The organism is Colwellia sp. BRX10-3, assembly GCF_014077505.1.
Classification (GTDB): domain Bacteria; phylum Pseudomonadota; class Gammaproteobacteria; order Enterobacterales; family Alteromonadaceae; genus Cognaticolwellia.
The window spans coordinates 80072-101454 of record NZ_JACGWA010000001.1 but is presented as its reverse complement, the minus strand read 5'-3'; the positions used below and the strand labels follow the sequence as shown (position 1 = coordinate 101454).

The 21383-nt window shown below is 38.4% G+C and carries 17 protein-coding genes; 11 read left to right on the top strand and 6 right to left on the bottom strand.

Annotation, left to right across the window (positions count from 1 at the left end):
* Positions 1-168: 168 nt before the first annotated feature.
* From tig to H4J38_RS00420, 10 genes are all read left to right on the top strand, one after another.
* Entirely contained in the window at positions 169-1476 is a 1308-nt protein-coding gene (tig, locus tag H4J38_RS00465; protein WP_182128436.1) for a trigger factor, read from the top strand.
* A gap of 88 nt (positions 1477-1564) precedes the next feature.
* Positions 1565-2203 (top strand): ATP-dependent Clp endopeptidase proteolytic subunit ClpP, encoded by a 639-nt coding sequence (clpP, locus tag H4J38_RS00460; protein WP_259365352.1) that lies wholly within the window; start codon positions 1565-1567, stop codon positions 2201-2203.
* Between the two features lie 93 nt (positions 2204-2296).
* Complete coding sequence (gene clpX, locus H4J38_RS00455) at positions 2297-3574, top strand: ATP-dependent protease ATP-binding subunit ClpX (RefSeq protein WP_310733415.1); 1278 nt, start codon at positions 2297-2299, stop codon at positions 3572-3574.
* Between the two features lie 152 nt (positions 3575-3726).
* Complete coding sequence (gene lon / locus H4J38_RS00450) at positions 3727-6075, top strand: endopeptidase La (protein ID WP_182128434.1); 2349 nt, start codon at positions 3727-3729, stop codon at positions 6073-6075.
* 288 nt (positions 6076-6363) lie between these two features.
* Entirely contained in the window at positions 6364-6639 is a 276-nt protein-coding gene (gene hupB, locus H4J38_RS00445) for a nucleoid-associated protein HU-beta (protein WP_085302046.1), read from the top strand.
* A gap of 562 nt (positions 6640-7201) precedes the next feature.
* The gene (ccmI, locus tag H4J38_RS00440) at positions 7202-8464 is read left to right on the top strand and encodes a c-type cytochrome biogenesis protein CcmI (RefSeq protein WP_182128432.1); all 1263 of its coding nucleotides are present in this window, start codon (positions 7202-7204) and stop codon (positions 8462-8464) included.
* Between the two features lie 154 nt (positions 8465-8618).
* Positions 8619-10604 carry a heme lyase CcmF/NrfE family subunit gene (locus H4J38_RS00435; protein ID WP_182128430.1) on the top strand — a complete coding sequence of 662 codons (1986 nt, stop codon included), beginning with the start codon at positions 8619-8621 and terminating at the stop codon, positions 10602-10604.
* A 4-nt stretch (positions 10605-10608) separates the two neighbouring features.
* Positions 10609-11160 carry a DsbE family thiol:disulfide interchange protein gene (locus tag H4J38_RS00430; protein WP_182128428.1) on the top strand — a complete coding sequence of 184 codons (552 nt, stop codon included), beginning with the start codon at positions 10609-10611 and terminating at the stop codon, positions 11158-11160.
* Positions 11160-11672 carry a cytochrome c-type biogenesis protein gene (locus H4J38_RS00425; protein ID WP_182128426.1) on the top strand — a complete coding sequence of 171 codons (513 nt, stop codon included), beginning with the start codon at positions 11160-11162 and terminating at the stop codon, positions 11670-11672. The genes H4J38_RS00430 and H4J38_RS00425 overlap by 1 nt, the downstream gene beginning before the upstream one ends.
* Before the next feature lie 311 nt (positions 11673-11983).
* Positions 11984-13891 (top strand): SurA N-terminal domain-containing protein, encoded by a 1908-nt coding sequence (locus H4J38_RS00420; RefSeq protein ID WP_182128424.1) that lies wholly within the window; start codon positions 11984-11986, stop codon positions 13889-13891.
* A 195-nt stretch (positions 13892-14086) separates the two neighbouring features.
* On the opposite strand, the gene H4J38_RS00415 is transcribed toward H4J38_RS00420, so the two are convergent.
* From H4J38_RS00415 to pspF, 6 genes are read right to left on the bottom strand one after another with little or no spacing between them, the layout of a single operon-like run.
* Positions 14087-14872 (bottom strand): ATP-binding cassette domain-containing protein, encoded by a 786-nt coding sequence (locus H4J38_RS00415; RefSeq protein WP_182128422.1) that lies wholly within the window; start codon positions 14870-14872, stop codon positions 14087-14089.
* The gene (locus H4J38_RS00410) at positions 14869-15861 is read right to left on the bottom strand and encodes an oligopeptide/dipeptide ABC transporter ATP-binding protein (RefSeq protein WP_182128419.1); all 993 of its coding nucleotides are present in this window, start codon (positions 15859-15861) and stop codon (positions 14869-14871) included. The genes H4J38_RS00415 and H4J38_RS00410 overlap by 4 nt, the downstream gene beginning before the upstream one ends.
* A complete protein-coding gene (locus H4J38_RS00405; protein ID WP_182128417.1) occupies positions 15861-16754 on the bottom strand; it encodes an ABC transporter permease subunit in 894 nt (297 codons plus the stop codon). Before H4J38_RS00405 ends, H4J38_RS00410 begins: the two co-directional genes overlap by 1 nt.
* On the bottom strand, positions 16741-17772 hold the full coding sequence (locus tag H4J38_RS00400) for an ABC transporter permease subunit (RefSeq protein ID WP_182128416.1): 1032 nt from the start codon (positions 17770-17772) through the stop codon (positions 16741-16743). Before H4J38_RS00400 ends, H4J38_RS00405 begins: the two co-directional genes overlap by 14 nt.
* A 1-nt stretch (position 17773) precedes the next feature.
* Positions 17774-19390 (bottom strand): ABC transporter substrate-binding protein, encoded by a 1617-nt coding sequence (locus tag H4J38_RS00395; protein WP_182128414.1) that lies wholly within the window; start codon positions 19388-19390, stop codon positions 17774-17776.
* 8 nt (positions 19391-19398) lie between these two features.
* Positions 19399-20493: a phage shock protein operon transcriptional activator gene (gene pspF, locus H4J38_RS00390; protein ID WP_182128412.1), complete on the bottom strand. Its 1095-nt coding sequence runs from the start codon at positions 20491-20493 to the stop codon at positions 19399-19401.
* 191 nt (positions 20494-20684) lie between these two features.
* Between pspF and pspA the strand changes: the two genes are divergently transcribed.
* On the top strand, positions 20685-21356 hold the full coding sequence (pspA, locus tag H4J38_RS00385; protein WP_182128410.1) for a phage shock protein PspA: 672 nt from the start codon (positions 20685-20687) through the stop codon (positions 21354-21356).
* Positions 21357-21383: the final 27 nt, after the last annotated feature.

Below are 21383 nucleotides of genomic sequence, written 5' to 3'. Positions count from 1 at the left end.
TATAATTTCGCGTCATTATTTTAATCTGAACATCTTTATTCGGATTTTCCGGGCTCTGTTAGTAATGCTAGCAAGCTGAATACATTGCTTTGTTATATAAAGTACTGTTGACTATATTTAGATGCGTTATAGAAAGCGTGCATACGCTAAGTTTTTTGAGGTAATTAAATGCAAGTTTCAGTTGAGACTACACAAGGTTTGGAACGTCGTTTAACGATTTCAGTTCCTGCCGAAACAGTAGATGTTGAAGTTAAAAATCGTCTTCGCCACATCGGTAAAACCCAACGTATCAATGGTTTTCGCCCAGGTAAAGTGCCACCATCAGTTATTCAAAAACGCTATGGTCAATCTGTTCGTCAAGAAGTTGCCGGTGAATTAATGCAACGTAACTTTGTCGATGCGATTGTTGCTGAAAAATTAAACCCAGCAGGTCGTCCATCATTTGTTGCCAAAAGCAACGAAGATGGTAAAGCGTTAGAGTTCGAAGCAACATTTGAGATTTACCCTGAAGTTGTTTTAAAAGATTTAAACAAAATAGCAGTAGAACGTCCTGCTGTTGACGTTACTGATGCTGACCTTGATGAAATGTTTGAAACATTACAAAACCAGCATAAAACGTGGAAAGAAAACAAACGTAAAACGAAGAAAGGCGATAAGCTAACTATCGACTTCAATGGCCGTGTTGACGGTGAAGAATTTGAAGGCGGTAAAGCTGAAGCTTTTGAACTTGAATTAGGTTCAGGTCGCATGATCCCTGGTTTCGAAAAAGAAATCATCGGTATGAAAGCTGGCGACGAAAAAACTATCACAGTAACCTTCCCTGATGATTACCATGCTGAGAAGCTTAAAGGTAAAGATGCAGAGTTTGATATCGTTGTTCACAAAACTGAAGGTCCAATTTTACCTGAAGTAGATGACGAATTTGCAAAACTATTCGGTGTTGAAGAAGGTGGCGTTGCTGCACTTCGTGAAGAAGTTGGTAAAAACATGGCTCGCGAACTTAACCAAGCTGTTAAAGCTAAAGTTAAAGAGCAAGTGATTGAAGGCCTACTTGAAGTTAACGAATTAGATATTCCAGCGGCACTTGTTGCTCAAGAAGTTGAAGTATTGCGCAAGCAAGCTATGCAACGTTTTGCTGGTCAAATGGATCCGAATAACTTACCTGAACTTCCTGCAGAAATGTTTGAAGAGCAAGCTAAACGTCGTGTTAAAACGGGTTTGCTTTTAGGTGAAGTGATCAAAGTTAACGAATTAAAAGTTGACGAAGCTAAAGTGACTGAATTAATTGAATCTGCAGCATCAGCTTACGAAGATCCATCTGAAGTTATTGAGTACTACAAAACTAACAAAGAACTTGCCCAACAAATGCAGAATGTTGCATTGGAAGAGCAAGCGGTTGAGTTGTTACTTAAAAGCGCAAAAGTAAAAGATAAGAAAGCCAGCTTTAAAGATATTATGAATCCTGAAGGTAAATAGACCTTTTAGATTGACATTTTGCTGAGCAATCGCTTAAATGGCTTGTATGGGGACATATGAGCCATTTTTTTATAAAAAGGAAAGTTAGTTGTTTACTTCTCACAATAATTCTCACGATTTAACGAATACGACCGAAAGTGCTTTAGTGCCTATGGTTGTTGAGCAAACCGCCAAAGGTGAACGCTCTTACGATATTTATTCAAGACTGCTAAAAGAGCGCGTTATTTTCCTTTGTGGTCAAGTTGAAGACCATATGGCAAATTTGATCGTTGCCCAATTACTATTCTTAGAGTCAGAAAGCCCAGATAAAGATATTTATTTATATATAAATTCTCCTGGTGGTTCTGTTACTGCAGGTATGGCTATTTACGATACCATGAAGTTTATTAAGCCAAATATTAGCACGGTTTGTATTGGTCAAGCGGCTAGTATGGGCGCATTTTTGCTTTCTGGCGGAGAAAAAGGCAAACGTTACTGTTTACCTAATGCTCGTGTGATGATTCATCAGCCGCTGGGTGGTTTTCAAGGTCAAGCGTCAGATATTGAAATACATGCAAAAGAAATTTTGTATATTAAAGAAAAGCTTAATCGCTTAATGTCAGAGCACACTGGCCAACCATTAGAAAAAGTATCTGGTGATACAGACCGTGATAACTTCTTAAGCGCTGAAAGTGCGGTTGAATATGGTTTAGTTGATGCCATATTAGAACAAAGAATCGATAAATAACGGTCTACTTTGTTATTCGCGTTGTTATTTGCGCGATTTATGAAATACTGGTCAGTATTAGTTTGTAAAAATTTAAAATATTAGAGGTACCGTATGACCGATATGAAAACAGGTGACGGTGATGACGGTAAGTTACTGTATTGCTCGTTTTGTGGTAAAAGTCAGCATGAAGTGCGTAAGTTAATTGCAGGTCCTTCTGTCTTTGTTTGCGACGAATGTGTTGAATTATGTAATGACATTATCCGCGAAGAAATTAAAGAAATTTCGCCTAAGCAAGACAAAGAAAGCTTACCAACGCCAATCGAAATTCGTGAAAGCTTAGATGATTATGTTATCGGGCAAGAGCACGCTAAAAAAGTGCTGGCTGTAGCGGTTTATAACCATTATAAGCGTTTACGTAATGGCGACTCACACAATGGTGTGGAGCTAAGCAAAAGCAATATTTTGCTTATTGGCCCTACGGGTAGTGGTAAAACATTATTAGCGCAAACATTAGCGCGCTTATTAGATGTGCCATTTACCATGGCTGATGCCACGACACTGACCGAAGCCGGTTATGTGGGTGAAGATGTTGAAAACATCATTCAGAAGCTATTACAAAAATGTGATTATGACGTTGAAAAAGCCCAACGTGGTATTGTTTATATTGATGAAATTGATAAAATTTCACGTAAATCAGACAATCCATCTATCACTCGTGATGTGTCAGGCGAAGGTGTACAACAAGCATTATTGAAACTTATTGAAGGCACTATTGCTTCTGTTCCGCCGCAGGGTGGTCGTAAGCATCCACAACAAGAGTTTTTACAGGTCGATACCTCTAAGATTCTATTTATTTGTGGTGGTGCATTTGCCGGTCTTGATAAAGTTGTTGAGCAACGTTGTCATACAGGTACAGGTATTGGTTTTGGTGCTACGGTTCGTGGTAAAGAAGACGAGAAAACCTTAACGCAACGTTTTCAAGATGTTGAACCTCAAGATTTAGTTAAATATGGTTTGATCCCTGAATTTATTGGGCGTCTTCCCGTTGTAGCGACTTTAACAGAGCTTGATGAAGATGCGCTTATTCAAATATTACAAGAGCCTAAAAACGCGTTAACTAAACAATTTACGGCACTTTTCGATATGGAAAATGTTGAACTTGAATTTAGAGAAGATGCATTAGCTGCTATTGCTCATAAAGCGATGGAACGTAAAACCGGTGCTCGTGGCTTACGCTCTATTGTTGAAGGTGTATTGCTCGAAACAATGTATGAATTACCTTCAATGGACAACGCTGTTAAAGTCGTTGTTGACGAAGCTGTGATTAAAGGTGAATCTAAGCCGATTATTATTTATGAAACGCAGCAAAATAAAGCGTCTTCAGAATAAGTATTACGGTAAAATATAGTTAAAAAGTGATGTTAGCCAACTTGGTTAACATCACTTTTTTTTATTCATCTGTTGAAAGTATTTACAAACACCCCATATACAAATACATATCTGTAAAAATTACATCATACTATTCACCGAGAGAGTAACCAATGACTAAAGAGTTATCTGGCGTAGTTGAAATTCCCGTATTAGCCTTACGTGATGTCGTTGTCTATCCGCAAATGGTTATCCCATTATTTGTTGGTCGCGAAAAATCAATCCGTTGTCTTGATATTGCCAACGAAAATGATAAGCAAATCTTCCTTGTTGCACAAAAAGATGCTGCGGTTGATGATCCCGCGCAAAACGATTTGTATCAAACCGGTACCATTGCCACTATTTTACAAATGTTAAAATTACCCGATGGTACCGTTAAGGTGCTGGTTGAAGGTGTGCGTCGTGCTCAAATTACTGAGTTTGTCGAAACAGATGAATACTTTACTGCCAATGCAGAATTTCTCAATGTGGAAGGTGTGCCTGATGATAGTACTGAAGTACTTATTCGCTCTGCTATTTCTCAGTTTGAAGGTTACGTTAAATTAAATAAAAAAATACCACCAGAGGTTTTAACCTCGGTTTCAGGTATTGATGATGCTGAGCAGTTAGCTGACACCATGGCAGCACATATGCCACTTAAGTTAGTTGATAAGCAGAAAGTATTAGAAATAACCCATGTTTCAGAACGCCTAGAGTTTTTAATGGCGTTAATGGAAGGGGAAATCGATTTACTGCAAGTTGAGAAGAAAATTCGAACACGTGTTAAAAAGCAAATGGAAAAAAGTCAACGCGAGTATTATTTGAATGAGCAAATGAAAGCTATTCAAAAAGAGTTAGGCGATGACGAAGAGGGCACAAACGAAGTTGAGCAAATAGAAAAACAGATTGAAGCTGCTCAAATGCCTAAAGAAGCAAAAGATAAAACTTTAACAGAACTGAAAAAATTAAAAATGATGTCGCCAATGTCAGCTGAAGCAACTGTTGTGCGAAGCTATATTGATTGGATGATCAGCGTACCGTGGAAAAAGCGCAGTAAATTAAAACGCGATCTTAAGTTAGCACAAGAAGTGTTAGACAAAGACCATTATGGACTCGATAAAGTTAAAGAGCGCATCGTAGAGTATTTGGCCGTTCAACAGCGTGTTAGCCAGTTAAAAGGGCCTATTTTGTGTTTAGTTGGACCTCCAGGTGTAGGTAAAACCTCGTTAGGACAATCTATTGCGAGATCTACCGGTCGTAAGTATGTGCGTATGGCATTAGGCGGCGTGCGCGATGAAGCTGAAATACGTGGTCATAGAAGAACCTATATCGGCTCATTACCGGGCAAACTTATACAGAAAATAGCAAAAGTAGGCGTGAAAAATCCGTTATTTTTGTTGGATGAAATAGATAAAATGGCCTCTGATATGCGTGGTGATCCCGCATCAGCATTGTTAGAAGTTTTAGATCCAGAGCAAAACAGCAGCTTTAACGATCACTATTTAGAAGTTGACTATGATTTGTCAGATGTGATGTTTGTTGCTACTTCAAATAGTATGAATATTCCTGGACCCTTGCTAGATCGCATGGAAGTTATTCATTTATCGGGTTATACCGAAGATGAAAAGCTTAATATTGCGAAAAATCATTTACTTGATAAGCAAATTGAACGCAATGGTTTAAAAAGTAAAGAAATTGAAATAGAAGATAGCGCCATTGTCGGTATTATTCGCTATTACACACGCGAGGCAGGTGTTCGTGCGCTAGAACGTGATATTTCTAAGTTATGTCGCAAAGCGGTTAAGTCAATTTTATTGGACAAAAACGTAAAAAAAGTGACCATAAATCAAGACAATTTATCAGAGTTTTTGGGTGTGCAGCGCTTTGACTATGGTAAAGCAGACGATGAAAATCGTGTTGGTTTAGTAACAGGTCTAGCTTGGACTCAAGTCGGCGGAGAGCTACTAACCATTGAAACCGCTTCTGTGCCAGGCAAAGGTAAGTTGAGTTATACTGGCTCGCTTGGTGATGTGATGCAGGAGTCGATACAAGCGGCAATGATGGTTGTGCGAAGTCGCACAGAAAAGCTACGTATTAATAGTGATTTTCATGAAAAACGCGATATTCACGTGCATGTACCCGAAGGCGCAACACCGAAAGACGGCCCAAGTGCCGGTGTTGGTATGTGTACAGCCTTAGTATCAAGTTTAACGGGTAATCCTGTAAGAGCTGATGTGGCAATGACGGGTGAAATTACTTTACGTGGTGAAGTGTTAGCTATCGGTGGTTTAAAAGAAAAATTACTAGCAGCGCATCGTGGTGGTATAAAAACGGTCATTATTCCGAAGGATAATGAGCGAGATTTGAAAGAAATACCTGACAATGTTAAAGCGGATTTAGCCATTCATCCGGTAAAATGGATAGATGAAGTGTTAAAAATTGCTTTAGAACATCCAGTTGAAAAGTGGCAGTCAGATAAATAAATGGCTATAAAACAGCTGTTTTTGCTAAAAAATTGAAAAAAACAGTAAAAAATTAGAAAAAAATGCAATTAACGCTTTTCAAACGCTGAAACTATGTTAAGTTAATGACGCTGATAACGCTAGAGCCCCTATCTATAAGGGGCCTGGTAGAGATAAAAATAATTATCAATATTTTTAGTTTTCTTTAACTCGGCGCTTGATGTTCATAAAGAGACAAAATATAAGGTTTCTGCAGGACGCTAAAACAGAAGATAGCGCTGAATAATAACACTTGAAGGGGAATACACTGTGAATAAATCTCAACTTATCGAGAAAATTGCTGCTGGTGCTGACATTTCTAAAGCTGCGGCTGGTCGTGCCTTAGATTCATTTATCGAAGCAGTTACAGAAGAATTAAAGGGTGGCGATCAAGTTGCTCTTGTTGGTTTTGGTACTTTTTCAGTACGTGACCGTGCAGCGCGCACAGGTCGTAACCCACAAACTGGTGCGACTATTGAAATCGCAGCAGCTAAAATCCCATCTTTTAAGGCTGGTAAAGCACTTAAAGATGCATGCAACGGCTAATTAATAGTTTTTGCTAAAGAATGCTTATTAAGCCGCTTTTATAAGCGGCTTAATTGTATCTAGAGCACTACTAATATTGAAATGCTAGTCGTTATAATAAATCTCCCTTACATTAAGCCTTCTTTGATTAAGTCATAAAGCTTAAATTCACCGCTCAGCCTTTTCTTTAATTTCTATGTAACATTTATCAATTTATCTTATTTTGAGCATATATAGAATTATTCTAATACCAACATCCGCAATATAAAACCAGCAGGCCTATGAAAACCCTAACTAGGATGAATGTTTCGTAGTATATGATCCACTAATAACCCTCATTATGTTAAGCGCTTAGTGCCACCATAACTTTTGAATAACGGGTTAAGCTTAATATGCGATGAATATGCTTTTTTCTTCGTCGGTATCGCTAGGAAAAACAGCTTATAATTGTTAATCTACAATCCTTGCGAACAACAGTATTAAACATTAGTGCTTTATTGTAATAAAGTTGATTAAATTTTCTTACATGACTAATGCCAACTGGATTAAATAATTGCTTTAACATAGGTATAAATTAAATAATATGACTTCATTCTGGCTGGCAATTTTATTATTAATAGTGATTGCATTACTTATTGTCTGGCGTATTTTTGCCACACCTAAAAATACCATAGGTGCTGAAAATCTAAATATTCGTCAAGAAACTAATGTCACGCTTTATCATGAGCACTTATCTCAACTCGAAAGCGACATGGCAGAAGGTAGTATTGAGCAAGAGAGCTTTGTACAATTAAAAGCAGAATTAGATAAAACACTTTTACAAGATGTTCAATCAAGTCAAACGCGAACCATTGAAAATCAGGAAAGATCATGGTTATGGCCGCTAGGTATTGCACTTTCAATCGTTAGTCTGAGCTTATACACCTACATGACCTTAGGTGCCTATTCAAAATTGAATTCACCTGTAGCAATAAATGAAAATGATGCTCATAGCGAATTAAGCCCAGAGCAAATGTTAGCTTTTCGCTTGCAGCAACTGCAGCGTGAAGTTAAAGATGATCCAACTAATTCTCAAGCCTGGTTTAGCTTAGGCCAAGCTTATATTTCTGTTGGAGAGTTTGATAATTCGATAGCGGCATTTGACCGTGTAATGAAGCAAGTAGGTGAACATGCTGAATTATTAGGGCCAAAAGCTCAAGCTATGTATTATAAAAATAATCAGCAAATCAACGCCGACATTCAAGCCGTAATTGATAAGGCTTTAGCGTTAGACTCGCTAGACGCATCGACCAATATTCTTTTAGGTATGGACAGTTTTAGCAACCAAGACTTTGCCAAAGCAGTGCAGTACTGGGAAGTGGTTTTAAATAGTGACCGACCAGGAATAAGTACACAAGCTCTTGCGGGAGCGGTAGAAGAGGCTAAAAATCGTTTACGCTTGAGTAGTAATATGGCTTCTTCTGGAGAGGTTAGTGCTGAAGTTGATCCAAACTTGCCACATCTTATTATTGAAGTATCTTTAGCCAAAAGTGTTCAAGAACAATTAATGAGCAGCGAAGATAAAACTGTATTTATATATGCTATTGCCGCCGAGGGACCTCGAATGCCTCTAGCTGCGGTAAAAATTAAAGCCAGTGACTTACCTATCACTATAATTTTAGATGATGAAAAAGCAATGACGCCACAAATGCGTTTAAGTAGCGTTGATAAAGTCCATATATACGCAGTTGTCTCTATGCAAGGTAGTGTCGGTATTAAGTCCGGTGACTATAAAGCTGAAGCTCTTAATGTAGATGCTATGGTTAAAAGCCCAATACCGATGCAAATATCAGTACAAGTACCCTAAAAGTAATTGGTTAAATGTGGTGATAAATTTACCTCTAGCAACCATTTACTACAGAAATTACTGATAGAATATTTGATTTGACGCTAGTCTTGGCTAGTTAAAATCAGCTAAACTTAGTCCCATAATGTTTTAACATCGATTTACAGGAATTATCATGATCCCAGAGCTCGGCCATTTCGCACTCATTATCGGATTAGCTTTCGCTTTATGTTTAAGCATAGTGCCGCTTATTGGCGTAGCGCAGAACAACCAACAATTAATTAATAGTGCCAAACCATTAAGTTTTGGTTTGTTTTTATTTGTCGCAATCAGTATTTTTTTATTAGGCTATAGCTTTACGATTGATGACTTTTCAGTCAAATATATTGCTGGCCACTCTAATAGTTTATTACCATATTATTACAAAATTAGCGCTGTTTGGGGCGGACACGAAGGCTCTATGCTACTTTGGGTTTTTGCCTTAACGTGTTGGACCTTCGCGGTTAGTGTTTTTAGTAAGCAATTAGAAAAAGAGTTTGTTGCCCGTGTTTTAGCTATCATGGGCATGATTGCTGTTGGCTTTATTTTATTTACGGTATTAACCTCTAACCCGTTTGAGCGTTTATTACCAAATTTCCCGCTTGAAGGTCGTGATTTAAATCCATTATTACAAGATTTTGGCTTAATTATTCATCCACCAATGTTATATATGGGTTATGTCGGCTTTTCAGTTGCTTTTGCTTTTGCTATTGCCGCCTTGATGGCAGGTAAAATGGATGCCGCATGGGCACGTTGGTCTCGCCCATGGACGGTTGCCGCTTGGTCATTTTTATCCGTAGGTATCGCGTTAGGTAGTTGGTGGGCATATTATGAACTTGGTTGGGGCGGTTGGTGGTTTTGGGATCCTGTTGAAAATGCTTCATTTCTGCCGTGGCTTGCTGGTACTGCGCTGATTCATGCGTTAGCAGTAACAGAACAACGTAACACTTTTAAGCATTGGACATTATTACTGGCTATTTTTACTTTTTCTTTGGTTTTATTAGGAGCGTTTTTAGTACGTTCAGGTGTTATTACTTCAGTACATTCATTTGCAGTAGATCCAGAGCGCGGCATTTACTTACTCGTATTTTTAGCCATAGCTGTTGGGGGGGCACTAACCCTTTATGCTTTGAGAGCGACCAATGTCAGTAGCCCTAGCCGTTTTACTTTGTATTCACGTGAAAGTGCTATTTTAGTTGCCATGTCAATATTGGTAACGGCGACAGTCACTATTTTGTTGGGAACGCTTTACCCGTTGATTATCGATGCTATGGGCATGGGAAAAATATCAGTTGGTGCACCATACTTTAACGCTGTATTCGTGCCTATGATGATAGCTTTGTTTCTATTTATGGGGGTTGGACCACTTACTCGCTGGAAAAAAGCCCGTAAAGGTGAGTTATCTAAGCACTTAAATGGTACTTCAATTTTTAGTGTGTTATTTGGTGCCGCTTGGCCATTTATATTCGCGGGCGAATTTAGCCTCAGCGCATTTATTGGCATGACTTTGGGTTGTTGGATAGTGTTAGCGGTACTAAAAGATGTGTTTAACAATGCCAAGCAGGCCGATGGTAGCTTGAAGTTTTCGGCCGTACCGCTTAATCACATAGGTATGGCGGTTGCACACGCAGGTATAGCGATTACTGTTATAGGTGTAACTATGGTGTCGACCTATGAAAATGAAATCAATGTGAAAATGGCGCCAGGTGAAAGTGTCAACTTATCAGGTTATACCATAGAGTTTGACGGCACTAAAAATATTTTAGGGCCTAATTATAGCGCGATTCAAGGTCAGCTAAAGGTCTCAATAGATGGTGAGTTTGTTACCTTATTAAAGCCTGAGCTACGTACTTACAAAGTGCAACGCATGGGCATGACCGAAGCCGCTATTCATACTAACGTATGGCGTGATATATATGTTGCCTTAGGTGATCCGCTAGAGACAAACTCTTGGTCAATGCGTTTATATTACAAGCCGTTTATTGTTTGGATATGGTCGGGTGGCTTTTTTATGGCATTAGGTGGTTTCCTAGCCATATTAAGTAAACGCTATCGAAAACGCGTATTGGTAACAGAACAAAAACTTAAGCAATCTACTTCAGCAGTTTTAAAAGAGGCGTAAATTAGTGAAAAGTATTATTCGTTTTATTCCATTAATTTTATTTATTTTATTAGGCGTATTATTATATCGGGGGTTATTTCTTAATCCTCAGGCAATGCCGTCAGCAATGATAGGTAAGCCGCTGCCAAACTTTCAACTCCCGACATTAAAAGCGACTGATCAACTCTTTGGGCGAGATGACTTAAAAGGTAATATTGTACTACTTAATGTTTGGGCAACTTGGTGTATACAGTGTAAATATGAACATCCATATTTGCTAGAGATTGCTCTAGACCCACGTATTAAACTTTATGGGCTTAATTTTACCGACGATCTTAATGCCGCGTTGAGTTGGTTAAAGCAATATAAAGACCCTTATGTATTTTCGCTCTTCGACGAGCAGGGTGCTTTAGGTTTAGATATTGGTGTATTTGGTGCTCCTGAAACCTTTGTTATTGATCACACAGGTATTATTCGTAAGCGTTTCGCGGGTCCTATTAATAATGTGGTTTGGAAAGAAGAGTTTTTGCCATTAATTAAAACGCTCGAAATTGAAATGGCAAACGGAGCGTCTTAATGAAACAAGCGCTGATTTATAGAGATTCTGTGAAACTGCAACAGTTAATACGCGTTGTGATGAGTTCTTTGCTACTTGGTATTTTTTGGTTAAGTAGCGCCAATGCTAGCCCAGTAGACACTTTTCAGTTTAAAGATGAAGCAACACAGATGCGCTTTCAAATATTATCGAAAGAGTTACGCTGTCCTAAGTGCCAAAATCAAAACTTAGCAGATTCGAACTCTAAAATTGCCGTAGATTTAAGAAAAAGCCTTTATAACTTGTTGCAAGAAGGGAAGAGCGATCAGGAGATTATTGATTTTATGGTCTATCGCTATGGTGATTTCGTTTTATATCGACCGCCGTTGAAAGAACAAACTTATATCCTATGGTTTGGTCCTTTAATCATTTTGTTTGGTTTTATAATTGGTGCGATATTTGTTTTACGAAAACGTAATCAAGTTAAAGCCAATGAGCTTGATTTATCAGTGCAAGAGCAAGCAAACTTGGATGATATTCTCAACAAGAAATAAGTGCGGTAAATCACATGATAAATATTCATCCCTGAAATCGATGAAATAGCGTTTTTTGATGGTTATTTGACCGTTAATTCACCGCAAAAGTAAAAGAGTTTCATTTTGATTATTATTGGGCTAACATGCCCGTTCATATTGCGATTTTAAAGCGTATAAGTTAGTAAAGTAGCTTGGTTAGTTTGCTATATAAGTGAGTTTTCACTTTTTAAATTTAACGACTACTGAATAATTACAACGTATAAAGCGGTGATTAATACCGCAGTTAAATTCGCCCGAAAAGTACAATACCCTCGTGTAAAGAGATAAAGATGTTAGAAAATATTCGAGAAAGCTCTCAAGGATTAACCGCTAAGATTATTCTTGGTTTTATTATTTTAACCTTCGCTGTTGCCGGCATTGGTAGTTACAATAACTCAGTTGATAATTCAGTAGCTGAAGTTAATGGTGAAAAAATATCACAAGATGAGTTTAATAAAGCTTATCAATCACAGCGTAACCGTATGGCGCAGCAGTTTGGTGAAATGTTTGAAACATTATCAGCTGACCCAAGTTACATGAGTAATTTTCGCAATGGTGTGGTTGATAATTTAATTAACCAAAAACTTGTCGATCAAAACTCAGAGGCGCTTGCCATTCGGGTAGCAGATCAGCGTATTAAAAGTACCATTCGTAATATGCCAGAATTTCAAGTCGACGGTGTTTTTGACAACAATCGTTACTTAGCCATGATTAATCAAGCGGGTTTTTACCAGTCATCTGATTTTCGTGATTATTTACGCACTGAAATGACACGTCGTCAGTTAACACAAGCATTGGTCACTAGTGAGTTTAGCTTGCCATATCAAGAAGATATGTATACTGCATTGCAAAACCAACAACGTGATATTCGTTTTGCAACGATTAATGCTGAACAATTTAAAGCCAGTATTGAGCTGAGCGATGAAGAAGTTAATGACTATTATCTTGCCAACAAATCGCGCTTCGAAAATCAAGAACAGGTAAAAGTTAATTACATCACCCTTGATGTAAACACAATTGCTAGCACAGTTGTGTTAACTGATGCAGATGTTGAAGCCTATTACAAAAACAACATCAGTCAATACAGTGAAGAAGAACAACGTCGTGTTGCTCATATTCTAATAGAATTTGGTGATGACGAAGCAGTAGCTAAAGCTAAAACTGAAGCGTTACTTACTAAAATAACTGCCGGTGAAGATTTTGCTACACTAGCAAAAGAAAATTCTGCAGATACTTTTAGTGGCGAAAATGGTGGCGATTTAGATTGGATTGAAGCTGGCGTTATGGACAGTGCATTTGATGATGCAGCGTTTGCATTAACTGGCATCGGCAGCGTAAGTGACGTAGTTAAAACTGATTTTGGTTTTCACATCATTAAATTAACTGATTATAAGGCTAAAAAAGTACAAAGCTTAGCTGAAGTGCGTGATGTTATAGTAGCAGAAGCTAAAAACGAAAGAGCACAAGACAAGTATTTTGAGCTTCAACAAGAAGTTGCACGTTTAAGCTTTGAGTTTCCTGATAGTTTAGATGATGCTGCAAAGGCAATTAATGCCACCGTGGAAACATCTGATTGGTTAACTCGTAATGTTAACACAGCCCCTTTTAATGTTAGCGGAGTTGTTGATGCCGCTTTTTCTGATATTGTTGTTAATGAACAACTAAACTCTGACATCGTTGAAGTTAGTGATAGTTTAGCCATCGTTATGCGTTTAAATGAATACCAAGCAGCGAGTGTTAAACCACTTGCTGAGGTGAGTGCGCAAATTAAAAATACACTTATTGCGAAAAAAGCCTCTGAAAAAGCACAAACTGTTGCAGATGAGTTACTCGTAGCATTTAAACTGGGTACGGATATTACTGAGCAACTAGCAGCAATTGGCGCTACTATGGAAGTTAAAGCAGCCGTTGCACGTGTAGGTAGTGGCTTAGATGCTAGTTTAGCGCGTGAAGCCTTTAAATTACCGCGTCCAAGTGAAAGCGCAGTATCAGCAACGACAGTTAATCTTAGCAATGGCAACTTAGCCTTACTTGAAGTGCAAGCAGTCAATGTAGGTACAGCAAAAGATTCACCTAACTTGTCACAGCAGTTAACTCAGCAATTAGCTCAAGCAGCTTACTTAAGTTATGTAGAATCACTAAAAGTAGATGCAGAGATTGTTCGTCGCAAAATTCAGGCGCCTACAACGCAATACTAAGTTAGACCTAATTCGATTTGGGCTCACTCTACTTTTGACATAGTGCTAAGTTTTAGTTAGTTCAGATTTGATTAGACAAAGCTTAAAATAAAAACCAGCCAATAGGCTGGTTTTTTGTTTTGGTAAGTTTAGGCTTTATTTGCCAATTTACCTCTGAATAAGCAAAGCTACTCAATAAATTATTTATAGCTAAAACTAACGATATAGGAGTTGGAAACGCTGGCTCATTATTAGCTTTTTAGTGTACTTGTGTTTAGGCTTTTGCAGAATATCAGCAGTTTTACCGAACTCTAAAACTTTACCTTTACTCAGTACCATCATTTCATCACTGAAGTGCCTGACAATCCCTAGATTGTGCGAAATCAATATAAAGGCTAAACCCATTTGCTGCTGTAAATCGAGCAGTAAATTTATCATCTGAGAGCGTAAAGATGGATCGAGTGATGCTAGAGCCTCGTCGAGAATGATCACTTGTGGCTTTAATATTATTGCACGTGCTAATGAAATACGTTGTTTTTGACCACCAGAAAACATGTGAGGATAAAAGCTCATATGGTCAGCTAATAAACCAACTTTATGTAAGGTTTCGCGGATCAGTTGGTGGCGTTCAATTTCATCTAGGCCGGTATTGAGGCGTAAAGGTTCATCTAATAATTGTTCAATAGTTAAACTCGGGTTTAAGGTTGTACCTGAGTCTTGAAAAATCATTCGCACGTGTTGGCAGCGTTGCTTAAAATTTCCAGGCTCTAAGGTTTGGCCATTTAAACGTATATGGCCGGTGGTTGGCAATTCAGCACCAACTAATAGTTTTGCAACGGTAGATTTACCAGAGCCTGTTTCGCCTACTATCGCCAAAGTTTTATGAGCCATAATATCAAAAGATAGTGGCTCTAGAGCCGTGACACATTTTTGGTTAAACCAGTAATTTTTATCTTTATAAACTTTACTTAGGTCAACGACTTGTAATAAAACATCACTCACGAGTAGCTATCCTTAAGTGGAAAGTGGCAACTAACTTGGTGGCTATGAAAGTTTTTTATTTTCGGCGCGTGTACACATTTTTGTTGTGCTCGCGGACATCTTGGGCCTAAGCGACAGCCAATCGGTAAATGTTGCAAAATAGGGATACTACCCGGTAAAGTCATCAAACGAGACTTATTAGGGATCATTCTATTCGCTTTCGGGCTACTGTCGACAAGTGCGCGAGTGTAGGGATGATAGGGTTGGTTGAATATTTGCTCTGTAGTGCCTGCTTCAACAAATTGGCCGCTATACATCACGGTGATATTATTCGTCCAGTGAGTAACATTCTCTAGGTCATGACTTATCAATAATATCGACATATTCTTGAGTTGATTTAAACTTGCCAACAAGCGAAATATTTGTCCTTGATTTGTGCTTTCCATTGCCGCTGTCGGTTCATCAGCAATCAGTAGCATAGGTCGTCGTGCCAAAGCCATTGCGATCATCACGCGTTGACATAATGCATCTGTTAATTGATGAGGAAAGCTTTTAACGCATACTTCATGCTTTTTGATGCCAACTTTATGCAACAAATTAATAGCTGCTTGTTTGCGTTGTTGTCGCTTTTGCCAAAAAAAGCCAGTTAATTGCTCAACATCCACTGCCTCTTCTAACTGTTCACCTATGGTTGTGGTTGGATCTAAACACGCCATTGGTTCTTGAAAAATCATTGCAACGTCTTTAGATATAATCGCCTTACGCTCCGCAGGTGATAGTCGCATGAGGTCATTACCTCGCCAATGAAAACGGTCAGCATCAACCCGCCATTTCTCATCGAGTACACCAACAATTGCTTGTGCCAGTAAAGATTTGCCTGAGCCAGACTCACCCACTAAGCCACGAACCTCTCCTTCTTTCATGGTAAGGTTAACGCGATCAACAGCAAATATTGGTTTTGTACCGGTTTTCAATTCAATAGACATGTTACGAATATCAATTAAGTTCATTAGTTTTCCTTACGCACTTTTAGCGCATGTCGCATGCCCTCACCAACCAAATTAGTAGCGACAACTGAAAATAAAATAGCTAAACCGGGTAGGTAAACGGTCCAAGGAGCGATATAGAATAAATCAACTCCATTGGCTAACATAGCGCCCCATTCAGGCATAGGAATCGGTGCGCCTAGGCCAAGAAAACCAAGTGCGGCAATATCCAAAATCGCAGCTGACTGCGCAAGTGTTGCTTGGCTGATCAGTTTCTCAATAATATTAGGGAAAATCGAATAACGTAAAATTCTAATAGAGCTAGCACCATCAAGGCGCGACGCCAAAACATAATCTTTAGCAAACTCTTCTCTAACAGCGTTACGGGTAATATGCACAAACTGCGGTATTAACACCATAATAATCGCCCATAGGGTGTTTTCTAACCCAGGGCCGAGTATCGCAACAATGATAATTGCTAAAAGTAAGGAAGGAATTGACAGAATTACATCGAGAAAATGGTTAAGAAAACTCGATTTAATGCCGGTTGTTAACGCCGAGAGTGACCCAATAACAACACCAATAGCTAAAGAAGCGATTACCACAATAATACTCAAACCAAAGGTCAAAGAAGTCCCTTGAATTAAACGCGATAGCATGTCTCGGCCTAGGTTATCTGTGCCAAGTAAAAAACTAACATCGCCGTCATCACTCCAAGCGGGTGGCAACAGTAAGTGGTCTAAATGATTTTCTACTGAGGAATAAGGCGTAATAACATTGGCTAATACCGCTAGAACAATAAGAAATAAGAAACAGCCAAACCCTATTAAAACCACTGGAGGTTGTTTAAAGTTATGCCACAATTGCATAAGTGGCGTCGGAAACTCTTCTTCTTGGTATATTTTATCTCTTGCCATTACGAGGCTCCCGAGCTAAAGGGTTAAGCGCTGCATAAACAAAATCTATAATAATATGAACGATGAATATAAAGGTAGATAGCACAATAAGCCCGCCTTGAATTGCGGTATAGTCGCGTTGATAAATACTTTCGATTAACCAGCGACCAATACCAGGCCAACTAAAAATAACCTCTGTCACCATAGCAATAGTCACGAGATTGGCAAATTGTAAACCTACATCTCGGATTACTTTAATAACAGCATTACGCATAGCATGACGATAAATTATTTGGCTAAAAGTTAAACCTTTTGCGTTCGCTGCTTTAATGTAATGAGTGTCTAAAACCTCTAACATAGCAGAACGAGCTAGGCGCATAAAAATGGTGGCTGGTGCTAACGCCACAACAATTACCGGTAAGATAAGGTGTCGAGTAGCATCTTGAAAAGCTTGCCATTTATACGGACTATCGCTGAGTAAAATATCAATTAACTGTAAACCTGTAACATGTTCAATTTCGAACAGTAAACTTATTTGTCCAGCAGAAGGTAACCAACCTAATTGAATAGAAAACACTAATATAGCCAGTAGTCCTAACCAGAAAACAGGAATAGAGTAGCCAACCATAGCAATGGTTAATATTAAATTGTCAGGCAATTTTCGGTGGTAAATGGCGGCACAAAAGCCGACAGGTAGGCCAAAGAACATTGCTACTAATAGGGCTACACAGGTTAATTCAATGGTAGCAGGCAAACGATTAAGTACTTCTGTAGCTATGGGTAAATTGCTGGTCATTGAATAACCCATTTCGCCATGGAACAGGTGGTTTAAATAACTAAAATATTGGCTTAATAACCCAGATTGCTGTTGATACTCGTCAGCTAAAATAGCTAATTGCTCTGGCGAAGCATCTATTTGACCGGTTAAGTTGATTAGTTGTTCGCCAGGAAATAAAAAACTCAAACTAAATGACAATATTGTTAATAACAACATTGTAAAAATAAATAAATTAAAACGACGCAGGGTAAAAATCAGCATATTAGTTTTTGGTCACCCCGTTAAAATCAATACCACCGATTGCGCGTAACAGAGTTCCGTTTATATTATTCGCCCGTGCTTGATATCTTTTTGAGTGTGCAATGGGAATTAAAGGTACTTCTTCATTAATGAGTTTTAAAGCTTTTGAATAGTATACTTTTCGTTTATTAATGTTGTTTGTTTGCAAAGCTTTTTGGATAAGCTGATCAAACTCTTTATTACACCAAAAAGTCCTATTGCTACCTGTAATTGCAGAAGAGCAGCTGAGTAATGTCGAAAAAAAGTTATCAGGATCTGGGTGATCGGCTGACCAACCTAATAACACACTTTGATGCTCACCATCAGAGATTTTTCGTAAAAAAGTTGACCACTCATAACCTGAAACTACATTAACCTCTATGCCTATTTTTAATAAATCTGCCTGAATGAGTTTTGCCATAGTAACAGCGTCTGGGTTATAGGCTCGCTGAACTGGCATCGCCCATAAATCCATAACAAAACCATTACTATACCCCGCTTGTGCTAATAACTCTTGCGCTTTAGCAATGGAATATTCTTGGCTTGTTATCGTTGAATCGTAAGCCCAAGACGAAGTAGGAATTAGACCATTAGCAATTTCGGCTTGTCCGGTATAAACGGTTTCTAGAATAGCTTGTTTGTTAATGGCGTAAGACAAAGCTTTACGAACTAAAGGATTGTTAAATGGCGGCTTACTGGTATTAAAACCAAAGTAACCGACATTGAAAGAAGTTACTGACTCTAACGTGAGATTAGGGTGTTGTTCTATTTTTTTATGGGCGATAGGGTAGGCTATAACATCACATTCGCCTGCCAATAACTTAGTTAAACGTCCCGTGTCACGAGGGGTTATATCAAAAACGAGTTGTTTAAGCTCTGACTTTCCTCGCCAGTAATCTGAATGAGGCTCATAACGAATAAAAGCACCAGAACTATATTGTTTAAACTTAAAAGGCCCTGTGCCAATGGGGAGCATATCTATTTCTTGCATGGCGTTAAGTTCAATTAATTCGTCGGCATATTCTTTAGATAAAATAACCGCTGAATCGCCGCCTATGTTTGCAAGAAATGAACTGTCAGAATGAGTGAGTTGAAACCTAACCGTGTGTTCATTAATTTTTTCAATACTTTCAATTAAATTAACTAACTGAGCATTCTGAAAAAATGGATATTTACCGCCCGAGATAAGATGATAATCATGCGATGAGTCAAACATACGGTTGAAACTAAAAAGCACATCATCGGCATTAAGTGCCCTTGTTGGATTGAAATAACTAGTTTGATGGAACTGAATATCTTTGCGGAGATAAAACGTTATCATTTTACCATCACGTGTCACATGCCAAGACTTCGCAATAGCTGGAATAATAGAATTATCGGTCGGGTCGAATTCGATTAAACGGTTATATAACTGATTTGATGTCGCGTCTATTGTGGTACCAGACGACTCAGTTTGCGGGTTAAAGCTTTCAGGCGCACCTTCACTGCAATAGATAATGCTTTTTTTACTTAGCGAAAGCGCTTCGTTTGAATCACAACCTGATAACACTAATATTAACAGCGTAAGTAATTTATAGTTTGTAAGTGTAGAGTAAGCCATAGCTATCTTTATTCTTCGTCTGCGCTACTTGATTCCAATAGATTATATTTTTTCAAGTAGCCTCTTAATTGATGATAGGTTAATTCTAAGGCGTCAGCAGTTTTCTTTTGATTATATTGGCAATTAGCCAAGGCCGACTTGATCAAATCGACCTCATAGTTTTGTGATAAATCTTTTAATGACAATGGAAATTGCAAGGTTTTAGTGATTGGCTGCAGTTTTTGTTCTACGCCAAGCTTAGTTTCAGCTTTGCTTTCACTCACTTCTACCTTAGGTGTTGTTATGATCCTATCTTGAGTTTTAATGCGTTTTGATGGGCGATAAGGAGATTCAAAGGGATCGATGACCAATTCATGCACAGGTAAATGTGGGTTATTACAACGATAAACACTACGTTCAACAACATTTTTTAATTCACGAATATTACCAGGCCAATGATATTCAAGCAGGGCGCGTTTTGCCTTTTCGGTAAAACCACTAAAAAGCTCAAACTCAAGCTCACGTGCCATATTAATGGCAAAGTGCTCGGCTAACACGAGTATATCGTCTAAACGTTCGCGTAAAGGTGGCAGGGTAATTACGTCGAATGCCAATCTATCGAGCAAGTCAGCACGAAACTCACCTGCAGCTGCCATTGACGGTAAGTCTTCGTTAGTAGCCGCGACTAATCGTGCATTGGTTTTAATGGTTCTTGAGCCACCAACGCGTTCAAATTCGCCATATTCTACAACACGCAATAATTTTTCTTGGATTAAACCGGTAGTGTTGGCAATTTCGTCTAAAAACAATGTCCCGTTATCGGCGCGTTCAAAACGGCCTTCATGACGCTTAGTTGCTCCAGTAAAGGCTCCACTGTCGTAACCAAACAATTCAGTTTCTAATAAGTTTTCATTTAAGGCTGCACAATTAAGCTTAAGATAATTTTGATCCCATCGTTTTGATAAATAATGCAAACGTGCGGCAACAAGCTCTTTCCCTGTACCTCGTTCACCTATGATGAGAACTGGTTTGCTTAAAGGAGCAATCTGAGAAATTTGCTCAAGCACCTCTAAAAAGTTGTTAGATTGACCAATGAGATTATCTTGTTGTTTGAAACGCGTCATTTACTGACCTAATAATTGGTTTTTTTCACTAACAAATAGTGTATTTTATTAACAGCTTAGATAGAAGTCTTTTTTTAAATAATAATAAAGTACTATTAATCAATGTGTTATTGTATTTTAAAAACTTGGCGCAGAACGTGAATAGTAAAACCTAAGACAATTGAAGCAATTTTTTGAATGAGGAAGTAATTATGGGTGTTTTTTCAAGGTTCACAGATATCATTAATTCTAATATTAACAACTTATTAGACAAAGCAGAAGATCCTGCAAAAATGGTGCGCTTAATCATACAAGAAATGGAAGACACGCTAGTTGAAGTGCGTTCTTCATCAGCTAAAACATTAGCAGATAAAAAAGAATTAGCACGTCAAGCGAACCGGTTTGAATCCGATGCCACACAATGGCAAGAAAAAGCCGAGCTAGCGTTAAGTAAAGATCGTGAAGACTTAGCGCGTGCAGCATTAATGGAAAAGAAAAAATGTGTTGAAAGTGCAAGTGCTTTGCGTGAAGAGTTAACTCACGTAGATGGTCATATTGCTAAACTTCAAAGTGAAATATCACAGCTACAAGACAAGCTAGCAGATGCGAAGTCGCGTCAAAAAGCAATAATTATGCGTGAGAAAACAGCGAACTCACGATTAAAAGTGAAAAAGAACATTGACAGTGATCGTGTTGATGACGCGCTAAGTCGTTTTGATCGCTACGAACGTAAAATTGATGATATAGAAGCACAAGTCGAATCTTACGATATGGGCAGTAAGTCATTGGCCGATGAAATTGAAGATTTAGCATCAGATGAGAAAGTTGATGATGAATTAGCAAAATTAAAAGCTAAAATGAAGTCAGAAACTAAAACAAAATAAGCCTACGACAATAGTGCATGCCTTTAA